This window comes from Caryophanon latum, assembly GCF_001700325.1.
Taxonomy (GTDB): Bacteria; Bacillota; Bacilli; order Bacillales_A; family Planococcaceae; genus Caryophanon; species Caryophanon latum.
Map to the genome: position 1 here is coordinate 54,018 of NZ_MATO01000002.1, position 14,006 is coordinate 68,023.

The following is a 14,006-nucleotide window of genomic DNA, read 5'->3' on the forward strand; positions in this document are numbered from 1 at the left end:
TGGATTCTCACTCATATGCTGCTATATAACCAACGATTGCTAGTCAGCTCTTCACGTCAAGGCACGGTTTCCGCCAGCGTCTGTAGTCTCACGCTCATGCGTCTGCGATTACTCGAGGCAAAAAGAATTTTCCCTTTTCCCGCTAGAGTCCGCCTCTTATTTTAGTTACATAATGCATCGCTTCGCTATCGTCACTTGCTCTAAGTATGCTTCATCAATATGAAAGCCTCGCCCAGCACTTGTCGGTACGTTAATATGCGCGTCTTGTGAAGCAATGATCGGTGTTACGATGTCGCGCTCCCAGTAACGATCTGCACTTGCAATATCAGCGGCGTATATGAAGTTCGGTAAGCTTGCGAGTGCGAGTGCATGGCTTCGCCCAATGCCTGCTTCAAGCATACCGCCGCACCATACGCCGATGCCATGTTGCTCACAATAATCGTGAATGCGTATTGCCTCCGTAAAACCTCCGACGCGCGCAAGCTTAATGTTGACGATTTGACAGCTGCCTAGCTTCACGGCACGCTTCATATCATCGAGCGAGCAAATGCTTTCGTCTAAACAAATCGGCGTTTGAATATGTCGTTGCAACGCTGCATGGTCGACAACGTCATCGTGTGCAAGTGGTTGTTCAATCATGAGAAGGTTGAATGCATCGAGTGCTTTTAGCTGCTCGATATCGTCAAGCGTATACGCACTGTTCGCATCTGCCATGAGCGAAATGTCTGGGAAATGACGTCGAATCGTCTCCAACAATTCGACGTCGTGCTGCGGTGTAATTTTCACTTTAATGCGGCGATACCCTTCATCGAGCGCTCTCTGAATGCGTGCTACGAGCTGTTCCTCAGACGGCTGCAGTCCAATTGCGACGCCAACTTCAACTGCAGACTGCGTGCCACCGATTAGTTGAGCGAGCGGCTTCTTTTGTAGCTGGGCATATAAATCCCACACTGCCGTTTCGATTGCCGCCTTTGCCATGTAGTTACGTCGCACTGGTTGAAACAAATTGTGCACATATGATGGATGGTCGATCGTTTTATGCAGCACGGCAGGAATCAATACCGTTTCTAATATGTGCGTCATCGTTTCGACTGTTTCCTCGGTGTAATACGGGCGCTCAAATGCTAGCCCTTCGCCGTAGCCAATCGTGCCGTCATCATTATGTACTTCGACGACTAAAAATACTTTTTTGGAAATCGTATCGACGCCGCTTTTAAATGGTGTTTTTAACATCATCGCTACGTGTCGTACGATCACTTGTTGAATGAACATATTGAAGCGCTCCTTTTCTGTTATGTATAGTTTCTACTATATTATATTTTTTCGATTTTGCTCTTTACTATTGAAAAAATGCTCGTACGTAGACGCGCTACGCACAAGCATTGTATCAATTATTTAACATCGTCTTTGTTCATTATTCACCGATGACATATTGTTTATATTTATTGTAATCAGCATCTGTTACTTCAACGTTCAGCAGCGTGCCATTTTCTTCATACGACGTCGAGTGAATCGATGCATGCATATTCAAATATGAAACGATGTCGCCACGGTCATACGGAATGAGCATGTCGCACGTTACGTAATTAGAGAAAATTTCTTTGCGAATCATGTCAATTAGCTCATCTAGCCCTGCCGTTTCCTTTGCCGACATCCAAATGTTATCGCCGCTTATAACCGGGTACTCTAAATTCGCTTTATCCGATTTATTGTATACGTAAATCGTCGGTACACCTTCAACACCTATTGCCTTTAACGTTTCTTCCGTTACTTGCATCATGAAACGATATTCCTCATTCGATACATCAACTACGTGCAGCAGTAAATCCGCATCACGTGCCTCTTCTAATGTCGAGCGGAAAGCTTTCACTAAATGGTGAGGTAATTTGCTGACGAAGCCAACCGTATCTGTTAATAAAAAGCGCTTATTATCTTCCAATTCGATTTGACGTACACTCGTCTCTAACGTGGCAAATAGCATATCTTTTTCAAACACTTGCTTATCATCTGCTTGTCCGATTTTGCGCAACATTTCGTTCATAATTGTCGATTTCCCTGCATTCGTATAGCCAACGATCGACACGACTGGAATTTCATTTTTTTTACGCTGCTTACGCTGTGTTTCTCGCTGCTCTTTCACGTCCTCTAAGTCGCGACGCAGCTTCGCAATTTGATCCTCAATTTTACGGCGGTCTAGTTCCAGCTTCGTTTCCCCTGCACCGCGGTTACTAAAGCTTCCTCCTGCGCTACCACCTTGACGAGAAAGCGATGCGTGGAGCCCGACTAAGCGCGGTAGCATGTATTGTAATTGCGCTAGCTCGACTTGCATTTGCGCTTCTTTCGTTTTTGCACGACGACCGAAAATATCTAATATAAGCATCGTACGGTCGATTACTTTACAATCTAAATCGCGCTCTAAGTTACGAATTTGCGAAGGTGATAATTCGTCATTGAAAATAACTAAGTTTGCGCCTGTTTCGTCATATAGCGCCTTTACTTCATCAATTTTACCTGTGCCGACATAATGTGACGCTGTAACACGCTCTAAGTTTTGTGTAATGACGCCTGCAATTTCTACCTCGATTGCACCCGCTAAATCCGCTAGCTCCTCCATCGAATAGTCAAAATGCTCTGCGTTGCGTAAATTGACGCCTACGAGCACTGCGCGTTCAATGCGTTTTTCAATGTCTTTTAATGTTTGCATAAATACCTCCACGTACGTGATTAATTATTAAATTATAACACATGCACATACGTTCCTACATGATTGCACAATCGCTACACGGTTTTATGTTACACTTAACGTTCCATTCCAAAATCGATGCTTGCTAAAGGTTCTGAAATGTAGGCCGCGACTTCGAGATGAATTAAAAAAAAATTCCAAGAGGTAAAGCAAAAAAATTTGGAAAGACATAATTTACGTTCATCGCCGTAAGCTAAGTTTGACACATAAAGGTTGCTTGAAACGAGAGGCGGACTAGCGCGAGCTTTGAGACACCGCAGTCCGACGAGGAGGCTTGAGGAAGGTCATAAATGATACTCACCTTCATGACAAACATCGTGTTCGCCGCCGAGCCCGAGGAATTGATCTACCTCGAGTAACCGCAGAGGCAAAGCGAGCCGCCATACGCGAACTGCCGATGGAATGGCTCATCAACACGCTTGATTTTATATAAAGAGATAGAAGAACGTTTGAAGGAATTGTTAATCGAACAATCGATTACGCATAGATTTCAAATTGGAAAAAGTCACAAAAAACTTAATCTTTCTTCTTTAGAAAAATTGCATCATAATAATAATTGGACTTTTACAAGAACTTCGGCTTATGCCGACTGAAATTCCTCCCCACTTAAAAACAAAAGTTCAGTTCAAGTTTTTTGAAGTAGGGGAATCGTGGTTCATCACCGTAAGCTGGGGTTGACGTATAAAAGTTGCTTGAAACGAGAGGCGGACTCCAGCGGGAAAAGCGCGAGCCTCAAGACCCCGCAGTCGTGAGGCACGAACGACGAGGAGGCTTGAGGAAGGTGATAAACGCCACTACACGAGTCATCACCTTCATGACAAACATCGTGTTCGCCTCCGCGCCCGCGGAAAGCCTGCCTCGACGTGAAAAGCAACCCCAAGTTATGGTGAAGAGCCGGAATCGTTTCAGAAAATGTTAAAGTAGGGGCTGACCTAAGTAGCCTTACACTAGGACGTGTCTAAAAACTTTATAATTCCGCACAAATGAACGCTGTAAACGAATGAGTAGTTTTATGAGCTTCTTCGTATAGTTAGTTGATTCAAGAGTAGGTCGGTTGATAAAATAATTTTTAGACAGAACGTAGAAAAAAGCAAAAGAAAAGGAGCATATACATGCTAACATTTGAACAAAAACAACAAATTATTGAATCATTTGACGAGCTAGAGCGAAAAGACATTTCGTTAAAGCGCGTTAATTATCACTTAAAAACAAGTCTTTATGAAAAAACATTAGTCGTTGAAAAATTACATCCAAACGGCAACGGTTACGTATTCGTTGGTGACTTACCACAATATAAAGAGCTAGCAGACACGCGTCATTTAGTAAATATTCGTGACTTTTCAGAAGGTGAGCTACGCGATGTGCTAGAAGCGGCGATCACGTATTTAACAGAGGAAGAGGAGCCAGAACCACAGCTTGAAGAAACGTGGACAAACCGTCACGGCGATGAGCTAACGCTGCGCCATGATAATCCAGACTACGGTGTGTACCATGGTGATAACGTTGAGGAGCTTTTTGGCACATACGAAACAGCAAAAGCATACTTACTTGAAGAAGGCTTCCGTTTAAAAAAATAAACAAATAAGCTATCAAGCGTGTTGATTAGCCATTAAACTGGCATTTCGCGTATGGCGGCTCGCGTGTGCATCTGCGGTTACTCGTCGCAAAAGTCTTGGGGCTCGGCGGCGAACACGATGTTGGTCATGAGGCACGAGCTTTTCCCCAAGGAGTCTCGCCGCTTGCTCCATGCCACTATCATGCTGCATTCATTTCAGTTTTGCTGCTGAAAACAACGAATTCAGCTGTATGAAAGTGGCTAATCAACAGACCTGATAAGCTATGACACATTGGTAAATAAAAATGCCACAAGGAAATGTATAATTCCTTGTGGCATTTTGTATTAGAAAATCAGATTTAAAAGTAAGAAGAATACACCGGCCATAACAGCTGAAATCGGCATTGTGATGAACCAAGTTAACACGATTTTACGTGCAATCGCCCAGTTTACACCTTTAACGCGCTGTGCTGCACCAACACCCATAATTGCAGAAGAAATTACGTGTGTTGTTGATACTGGCAAGTGAATTAATGTCGCACCGAAAATGATTGAAGCAGATGAAAGATCCGCTGCTACACCGTTTACTGGACGAATTTTCATAATTTTACCGCCAACTGTTTTAATGATTTTGTAACCACCAACAGCTGTACCAAGACCCATCGCTAATGCACAGGCAACACGTACCCAATCTTGTACTTCGTCACCAGACTGCATGTTTGCAGCGATTAATGCCATCGTAATAATACCCATTGCTTTTTGCGCGTCGTTCGTACCGTGCGTGAACGATTGAATAGCTGCTGTCGCAATTTGTACTAAGCGGAAGCCTTTGTTTGTTGAATAAAGACTGAAATTTTTAAATAGGAACTTGAATAGTTTCATCATGGAGAAACCGATTACTAAAGCGATAATTGGTGAGAAAATTAACGCTTGAAGAATTTTTAAAAATCCTTCGTAGTTTAAAATACCAAATCCAGCAGATGCGATTGCCGCCCCAGCGATTGAGCCGATTAACGTATGTGAAGAACTTGATGGAATTCCGTAGTACCACGTTAATAAGTTCCAAGTGATGGCAGAACAAAGCGCCGCTAAAATTACGATAGAGCCCGTTGTGTCACCTTCAAAACCGTTTAAAGAAAATGGGTCAACGATATCGCTAGCAATTGCTTTTGCAACACCTACGAATGTGATTGCCCCGACAAAGTTCATAACTGCCGCCATCATAACTGCAACGCGTGGTTTTAACGCACGCGTCGAAACCGATGTTGCAATGGCGTTGGCCGTGTCATGGAAACCATTAATAAAGTCGAAACCTAAAGCGAAAATTACGACTAAAATGGTAATAATCAATAGCATATCCATAAATTTTTTCCTCGTCCTTCGTTATTACGCGTTACGCATAATGATAGATTCAATTGTGTTTGCTACGTTTTGACAGAAGTCTGCGATTTCTTCAAATTGCTCGTAAATGTCTTTGAAAATAATTAAACGAATTGGATCTTTTTCAGTTAAGAATAATTGTTTAATCGAAGAACGGAAAATTTCATCACACTCGCGCTCGTAATCTTTAATTAAAATAGCGTGTTGACGCATACCAACTAAATCTTTACGGTTTAATGATTCCATTGCTTTTACTGCTTCGTCTGCTGATAATGTGATGTATTTTAAAAATTGACGCATTTGCTCATTTACTTCTGTGAATGAATACATTTCAAAGTGAGCAATTGTGTTTTCGATGCCATCTAAAATATCATCTAAACGAATCGCTAACGCTAAAATATCTTCACGCTCGATTGGTGTTAAAAACGCTTTGTTTAATTCAACGATTAACTCATGAATTAGTTTGTCACCAGCTGTTTCATACGACTTCATTTTAATGCTAATTTCTTTTAATGATGCTGGGCTGTCGATGCGGCAATCATTAGCGAAGTGCATTGATTCTTGTACGTTTTGTGCAATTTTTAAAAGTGCTGAGAAAAATGGATCTGGTTTTTTTGAACTAAACATTGTGGTCTAGTGCCTCCTAGAATATATAAAATAAATTGTTTATAACATGAATTTCTGTTAGTGAAACCTTACTTATCATAGCAAACGTTTGTGTAAAACTACATAAAAATTAACTTGGAACTATCAAAATTTACATTGCTGTAACATTACAACGTTCAAAAAAAAGTTAGTTTTGCAGCACAGCGCGATCTCAATCTATGAAATTTGTCCTTATTCGAATGGAAAATTGTTGTTTTTTAACGATTCCATGCATGAACGAGCGCATTTTTAGAATGTAAGAAAGTTTTGTCAATAACATACATGTCACATTCGTCAAACAAATTGTTAATGTAATGTAAAGAAGAATGACAGGATATGTTGAAGGCTGGACGTAAAATAAAGCGACGTTTTCGTGCACGTCGCTTCGTTTATTTTCGTTATTAATCTAATTGTTCGCGCAGCTCGTTATGTAAAAACGGCTTCGCACCTAAAAATTGCACAAATTGCTCATATTGCGTACGCACATCATTCGATGCTTCTTTGCCTGTGAAATACGCTCGAATTAAAATGTTTTTCGGTGTATTTTCGATGTCAATAAACTCCAGCAGCTGTGCCTCATAGCCGACGAGCGATAAAATTTGTGCGCGAATTGAATCGGTTGCAAGTGCGGCAAAACGCTCACGAATCAGTCCGTGCTGCAGCATTACATCAAGTGCAGGTGCTTGAAGCTGACGGTTTAGCTCATGTTGGCAGCACGGTACGCTTAAAATAACGCGCGCTCCCCATTTCACGGCACGAGCAAGCGCCATATCTGTTGCGACGTCACAAGCATGCAACGTCACGACCATATCAACAGACGCTTCGTCGTTATAATCGTTAATATCCCCAACTAAAAATTCAAGCTGATCGTAGCCTAAGTCTTTGGCGATTTCATTGCATTCCTCGATAACTTCCTTCTTTAAATCAAGCCCCGTTACACGTAAATCGAGCCCTTTCTCAATCTTTAAATAATGGTAAAGTGCAAACGTTAAATACGATTTGCCTGAACCGAAGTCTAAAATACGAATCGTGCGGTCTTTCGGCAAATGCTCTAGCGCATCGTCAATGAATTCAACGAAGCGGTTAATTTGCTTAAACTTATCGTACTTTTGCTTTTTCACTTTGCCATCTTCCGTTTGCACGCCGAGGCGAATTAAAAAAGGGTAAGGCGTTGCATCGTCTAGCAAGTAATTTTTTTTACGATTGTGCGATAAGTTCACTTGCTTCGCTTGTTGCTGTTTCGTCGTTTTAAAGAGCACTTTGTTTTTTTTCGATAGCTGAATGTGAATTTGTTCATCGATAAAATCGCCTTGGAATTGGCGGAAGTCGTCGAACAGTACGTCGAGCTTTTCAGCAACGTTTTCAAGCAATACATTTTCGTGCTTTAAAATGCGCTCGTACTGGTATTCTAATTGAATGTGGTACATGCCCTTTAATTCGATTGGCTTGAGCTTCACACGTTTAATGTCGTTTGATTTTAAGCGTGGCTGGCTAATTGTAGCACTTACTAACGTTTTGGCATGCAAGCGTTCGAGTACAGCCTCTTTCATTTGTATAAATTCCATATGATCGTCGTCCTTTTTTTAAATATTTCGAGTGTGTATTCATGAACTTCCTACAACTAAAGTCGCGAGTTTCAGCTCAGGTGCCTCTGCCGTTACTCGAGGCAACAAATTTTCGCTGTTCCAACAAAAGTCATCGCCTACATCGTGCGAACACCGTTTTTGGAATAGAACCATTATTATAGGATATTTCGAGGAGAAAACAAAGCCATCATTAGAATTGAGATCGCAGCAATTTCTCCTTTCCTCAACATGGAAGCATTTTGAGGAAAGGAGGGCTTTTGCCGCAAATCTGATGAAAAAGCACGCTACAAAACTGTAGCGCGCTCAATTTGTTACACTTTTTTCGATGCCGTTTTTTGAATGAGTTTACGTTCTTCATATAAGTTGCTCACAACTACTTTAATAACCGCGTATGCTGGCACTGCTAAAATGATTGCCAAAAATCCACCTAAATTGCCCGCTGCTAAAATAACAGTAATGACGGTTAAAGGGTGTAGCTCGAGTGATTTCCCCATAACGTTCGGTGTGATGACATTACTTTCTAGCTGCTGTGCCAATAAGTTAATGACCGCTACCCAAATAACGAGCGACGGATCTTGAATAAGGCCAACGATGACTGCTGGAATAAACGATAGCCACGGTCCGATAAACGGAATCATATTCATGAAGAAGCTTAAAATAACAAGAATGAGCGTATATTCTAAGCCGATTAATGAATAGCCCGCTAAAATAATAATCGCTAAAATGAAACTTACTAAAATTTGTCCTTGCACGTAGCTTCGAATCGTTTCGTTAATATCCTCTAACGTACGTTTTACCCAATCTCGACGCTCACCGGCGAAAAATTGATAAATAAACGGTGCAAGCTTCTCATGATCTTTTAACATGAAGACGAAGAAGAACGGTACGATAATGATCGCAAGTGTTGCCGTCACGACAGATGTTACCGTACTCACTAGCCACGTACTTAACGCAATCGCGTAGTCTTGAATCGAGTTTGAAATCGAATCAATGGCGTCCTCTAGCTGCGGTGGGAAATCCGCTTTATTCGCAATGACATAATCGACTGCACGTTGAATTTCGTACGCAATCGACGGTGTCGCCTGCACTAAATTGTTCACCTGCTCTGTAACTGGCTCCCCTACAACCCAGACGAACGAAGTGAATAACCCTGTTAGTAAAATTAAAATGATGACGATACTGCCCCAACGCGGAATGCCACGCGTTTCTAAAAATGTTTGTACTGGCAATGTAATGTAAAACAGTACACCACCGATTAATAACGGCACAGCGACTGCTTTTAAAATGGCTAACAATGGATTCAGTAGCCAATGAACTTCTAAAAAGAACTTAATAATAAGCAGTGCTAGTAAAATGCCGACCCCCCATTGAAACCAAGCTTTATTTGTCATGTGTACACACCCTTTCTCTCTTTTGTCGGTAAATGACATACCTTCTTATACTGTACTAAAAAACTACCCTTTAAGTTTCATTTCGTAACCTTTTATTTCGCAAAAAAACTGTGCTAATTGTCCATTTCGACATTTAGCACAGCTGTTCAGTTTAAGTTCGACACGTATTATCGCTCGTGCCGTTCTACTATGTTGCAAGGGTGTTGATTAGTAATTTAATTGGCAGGGCGCGTATTGCGACATCGCTTTCTTGGGGCTCGGCGCACGCGCACTGCCACTAATATGCAGCATTATTTCCATTTTATAGCTCTTCACCATAACTTGGGGTTGCTTTTCACGTCGAGGCAGGCTTTCCGCGGGCGCGGCTCAAGCCTCCTCGTCGTTCGTGCCTCACGACTGCGGGGTCTTGAGGCTCGCGCTTAGCAACTTTTATACGTCAACCCCAGCTTACGGTGATGAACCCATTTTATTGCTAAAAACAATGGATTTCATCGTATAAAAAAGGTCAATCAACAGTCCTGACTATGTTGTTCATTAAATATCGTTACAGCGCTCGATCATCGACGCTATTTAAGTAGCCTTCAATCGTACCAATAACCGATTCGACGCAGCCTTCTTCAAATGGTGAAATTAAGCCTGCTTCTTTCACAAGTTGCGTAAATGATTTCGAACCGCCTAAATCACATAAATGTAAGTAATCTTTCCACGCGCCGTCGAAATCTTCACGCGAACGTTTCCAAAATTGGAATGCACAAATTTGCGCGAGCGTGTAATCAATGTAATAAAACGGGCTGTTGAAAATGTGCCCTTGTCGATGCCAAAATCCGCCGTTTTCTAAGTACGTAAGCCCATCAAAGTCGCGCTGTGGTAAATACGTTTTTTCAATGTCGCGCCACGCTTGTTTACGTTCCTGTGGCGTCATGTTTGGATTTTCGTATACGACGTGTTGGAATTCATCGACTGCTACGCCATATGGTAAAAACTGCAATGCGCCCGCTAAATGTGAAAACTTATATTTCTCGACTTGCTCGCCGAAAAATAGCTCCATCCACGGCCACGCTAAAAACTCCATGCTCATTGAGTGGATTTCACATGACTCATACGTCGGCCATAAATATTCTGGAATACCTAAATCTCGACTGCGGTACACTTGAAATGCATGCCCTGCCTCGTGCGTTAATACGTCAATGTCACCTGATGTACCGTTAAAGTTTGAAAAAATGTAAGGAGATTTGTACTTGTCAATAAACGTGCAATATCCGCCGCCTTCCTTCCCTTTTTTCGCCTCTAAGTCCATTAAATTGCGCTCAATCATAAATTCAAAAAACTCATGCGTTTCTGGTGACATTTCTTTATACATTTTGCGACCATTTTCAACAATCCATGCTGCATCGCCTTGTGGTGTCGCATTACCTGTCGTAAATGAAAGCGCCTCATCATAAAACTTTAACGTCTCCACACCGATGCGCTTTGCTTGTCGTGCGTATAACTTTTGCGAAATGGGCACGATGAAATGACGCACTTGATCGCGGAATTTCTTCACCATATTTGCATCGTAATCAACTCGGTTCATGCGAATGTAGCCAAGCTCTACGAAATTTTTGTAGCCAAGCGTCGTCGCAATTTCATGACGCACTTTTACGAGTTCATCATATAGGCGATCAAACTCTGCCTCATGCTGCTCAAAAAATGCCGTGCGTAGCTGCATAACTTCCTCGCGTACAGCACGATCTGTTGATTCTGCGAACGCGCCCATTTGTGCAAGCGTGTACGTTTCGCCTTTATAATCAATTTGTGCTGATGCGACAAGCTTGCTGTAATCAGATGATAATTTATTTTCCTTCATAAGTAGCTCGATAATTTCTGGCGAGAACGCTTTAATTTGATAATCCGCTAAGTCAAATAGCTGTTTGCCAAAGTGTTCCTCTAACTGTGCGCGAAACGGTGATGCGACTAACGCCTTGTAATACTCCGTCGTAATGTCTTCAACGCGTGGGCCAACCTCGTCAATAAAGTCGCGCTCCGCTTGATAAAACGTATCATTCGTATCGATTGAAGCACGAATGTAGACGATGTTTGATTGCGTGCTAAACTCCGCCATCATATCGTTTAGTTGCTCGATAATCGCGATTTGCTGCTCGACTGTCGTAGCCGCTTCAAATTGCGCTAATTGTTCGCGTGCCTTTGTCGCCATCACGTCAATATATGGGCGTACATATTCATAGTTTTCAAATGTTTGTTGCATCGAAAAGCCTCCCTTTGTTTTCGGTTCTATTCCAAAATCGGTGCTTGCAAAATGTACACATATGTTCTTTCATTACGGCTGCAACTTCTAAATGTTATTGCCTCCAATAACATAAGAAGCACTAGCGAAACAAGAGCTACATTCGTCGCGTCTCTGTGAAAAGCTGTAATGAAACAACCGTTAACAATATATTTTGCTTAAGATCCTTATTTTTATACACTTATTATTTCGTAAAGCTAAATATATTGCAAACAAAAGCTTGCTGTTTGTAACGCCACATGCACAAAAAACCTATGCGAACAAAGATCGTTTCGCATAGGTTTGGTTTATATCGTTATAGCTTAAATTGCTTCACTGCTTGCTGTAGCTTTTCTGCCATTGCTGCTAAATGTTTCGTTTCTTCACTCATTTTCTTTGCTGCACCGTGCTGCTCACACGAAATTTCTTGTACGTTAACAACATTGTTATTCGTCGAAATAGCGCTGCTTGATACTTCCTCCATTGCCGCTGTTACTTCTTCAGTGTTAGCGCTCATTTGCTGTGCTGAGCCACTTAATAGCTCTAGCTCCTGCGTAATTTCAGCGACCGCTACGATAATTTCTTTAAAGTTATGGTCAATGAGCTGAATCTTTTCGATGCCGACTTCAACATTATTTTCACTTTGCTTCGCCGCTTCTGCTACATCTTGCGTATAGCGCTGCATGTTTTTAATGAGCCCATCGATTCTCGTTGCAGAGCTTGCTGTTTGCTCTGATAATTTACGCACTTCATCCGCTACGACAGAGAAACCTTTTCCTGCCTCACCAGCACGCGCTGCCTCAATCGATGCATTTAGTGCCAGTAAATTCGTTTGGTCTGAAATTTCCGTAATCATACGTGAAATTTCACCGATTTCAGCTGATTCACGCTCTAAATGTGCAATCATCGTTAGCTCGCTTGCTGTTCCTTCTTGAATGTTTGCCATTTGTGTAATCGATGAATGAACAGCTTGCTGACCGTCAATAATTTGCTGCTCAATTTGTGCTGTATGTGCTGTTACAAATGTTGATGTTTCCGCCACTTGCTGAATACCTGTTGCCATTTGCTCAATTGCATGTGCACTTTCGTCGACCATCATCGCCTGCACCTTTGTCGTTTCCGTCGTTTCATCCATTGACGAAGAAATACGCGTTGCACCATCCGTTACTTCTTGTACTGTCGCAAATAAATTAACCGCCGTTTGAGATACATTTACAGCTTGGTCATTTACAGTCGAAATCATATTACGCATATTATGAATCATCGTCGTTAAGCTGTTCGCTAATACGCCTAGCTCATCTTGTCGATTAATATAACGCGTCGGTACTTGCTGTGTAAAGTCACCGTTTCCTACCGCTTCACTCACATGTACAAGCTCCGTGATCGGCTTGCTTAATGAACGTCCAATTAAATACGCAATGACGCCACCGATAATTAAAAATAATAAACTAAACACCATTAAATTAATTTTCACCGTATTTAAGCTTTTCAACATTTCCGATTCCGTTGCTGTTACTGCCATCGTCCAATTGTTGTTTAACGTATAAAAACCTGCTAAACGTATATCGCCTTCTACATCCTCATATTTCGAATAGCCAGATGTGTGATCAATCATATTTTGAATTGCTTCACTAACTGTATTGTCCTCTTCAATATAATTCATTTGTTCTTTAACATATTCACGATTTATATGCCCTTGCATAACTCCTTCATTATTAATAATGAACGCATAGCCTGTTTCGCCAATTTCAATCGTATCTACTACGTCTGATAAAATATAGCCATCTACACGTGCAAGCAATAATGCTGTTTCTTTTGACGCTGTTTCGATCGGTGTCGCAAGCATTAATACTGGCTCACCTGTCACACGACTAATTACAATATCCGATAATACTGTTTTCCCCTCAAAAGCTGCCTGTATATAATCTCGATCTGCTAAATCGCTTGTCGAACCATCTGTATAATGCGCAATTCCTTTTTCATCTACAATTGCAAATGCTAAATAATCTGGATACGCTGATAATTGTTCATCCAATTCGTCAAATGTCGGTTGCAAATTAGCATACGATAAATTTTCGATAACTGGCTGTTTCGAAATTGATTGTATTTCAACGAACATTCGATTAAACACTTCTTCAATATACAACGACACATCCGTAGCTTTAGACTGTAAATTTTCTTCTACCTGTAACGTCAATGCTTTGGCACTCAATAAATAGCTTGATGTTGCCAGTGCACCGCAGACAACGATTATTAGTGACATAATTGCCAATGTCAACTTTATACCGATCTTTTTCATTCGAAATGCCTCCTGTATGTTATGTTGAGCCGCACCTTTTCAAAGAAGAGAGATGTACATTAAAAGAGCTTTTTCTAATATAAACTCAAAAACATATTAATTCTTTTTAACTAATTTTATACTATTTTTGTAAAGTATATCGAC

General features: G+C 41.4%; 9 protein-coding genes. 1 reads left to right on the plus strand and 8 read right to left on the minus strand.

All coding sequences use genetic code 11. From position 1 onward, the window contains the following. Positions 1 to 165: 165 nt before the first annotated feature. Together menC and hflX are read right to left on the minus strand one after the other, a co-directional pair. Complete coding sequence (gene menC, locus A6K76_RS00855) at positions 166 to 1,272, minus strand: o-succinylbenzoate synthase (protein ID WP_066461181.1); 1,107 nt, start codon at positions 1,270 to 1,272, stop codon at positions 166 to 168. Between the two features lie 142 nt (positions 1,273 to 1,414). Further along, complete coding sequence (gene hflX, locus A6K76_RS00860) at positions 1,415 to 2,704, minus strand: GTPase HflX (RefSeq protein ID WP_066461182.1); 1,290 nt, start codon at positions 2,702 to 2,704, stop codon at positions 1,415 to 1,417. A 1,151-nt stretch (positions 2,705 to 3,855) separates the two neighbouring features. On the opposite strand from hflX, the gene A6K76_RS00865 reads away from it, so the two are divergent. Beyond that, the gene (locus tag A6K76_RS00865) at positions 3,856 to 4,320 is read left to right on the plus strand and encodes a hypothetical protein (protein ID WP_066461183.1); all 465 of its coding nucleotides are present in this window, start codon (positions 3,856 to 3,858) and stop codon (positions 4,318 to 4,320) included. Positions 4,321 to 4,643: 323 nt separating this feature from the next. On the opposite strand, the gene A6K76_RS00870 is transcribed toward A6K76_RS00865, so the two are convergent. The 6 genes from A6K76_RS00870 to A6K76_RS00895 form a co-directional block, all read right to left on the minus strand. After that, positions 4,644 to 5,660, minus strand: coding sequence for an inorganic phosphate transporter (locus A6K76_RS00870; RefSeq protein ID WP_066461184.1), 1,017 nt, complete (start codon positions 5,658 to 5,660; stop codon positions 4,644 to 4,646). Between the two features lie 24 nt (positions 5,661 to 5,684). Continuing rightward, positions 5,685 to 6,305 (minus strand): DUF47 domain-containing protein, encoded by a 621-nt coding sequence (locus A6K76_RS00875; protein ID WP_066461185.1) that lies wholly within the window; start codon positions 6,303 to 6,305, stop codon positions 5,685 to 5,687. Between the two features lie 419 nt (positions 6,306 to 6,724). Continuing rightward, positions 6,725 to 7,888, minus strand: coding sequence for a class I SAM-dependent methyltransferase (locus A6K76_RS00880; protein WP_066461186.1), 1,164 nt, complete (start codon positions 7,886 to 7,888; stop codon positions 6,725 to 6,727). 332 nt (positions 7,889 to 8,220) lie between these two features. After that, a complete protein-coding gene (locus A6K76_RS00885) occupies positions 8,221 to 9,300 on the minus strand; it encodes an AI-2E family transporter (protein ID WP_066461187.1) in 1,080 nt (359 codons plus the stop codon). A gap of 544 nt (positions 9,301 to 9,844) precedes the next feature. After that, positions 9,845 to 11,545 (minus strand): M3 family oligoendopeptidase, encoded by a 1,701-nt coding sequence (locus A6K76_RS00890; RefSeq protein WP_066461189.1) that lies wholly within the window; start codon positions 11,543 to 11,545, stop codon positions 9,845 to 9,847. Between the two features lie 334 nt (positions 11,546 to 11,879). Next, positions 11,880 to 13,862, minus strand: coding sequence for a methyl-accepting chemotaxis protein (locus A6K76_RS00895; protein ID WP_066461191.1), 1,983 nt, complete (start codon positions 13,860 to 13,862; stop codon positions 11,880 to 11,882). Positions 13,863 to 14,006: the final 144 nt, after the last annotated feature.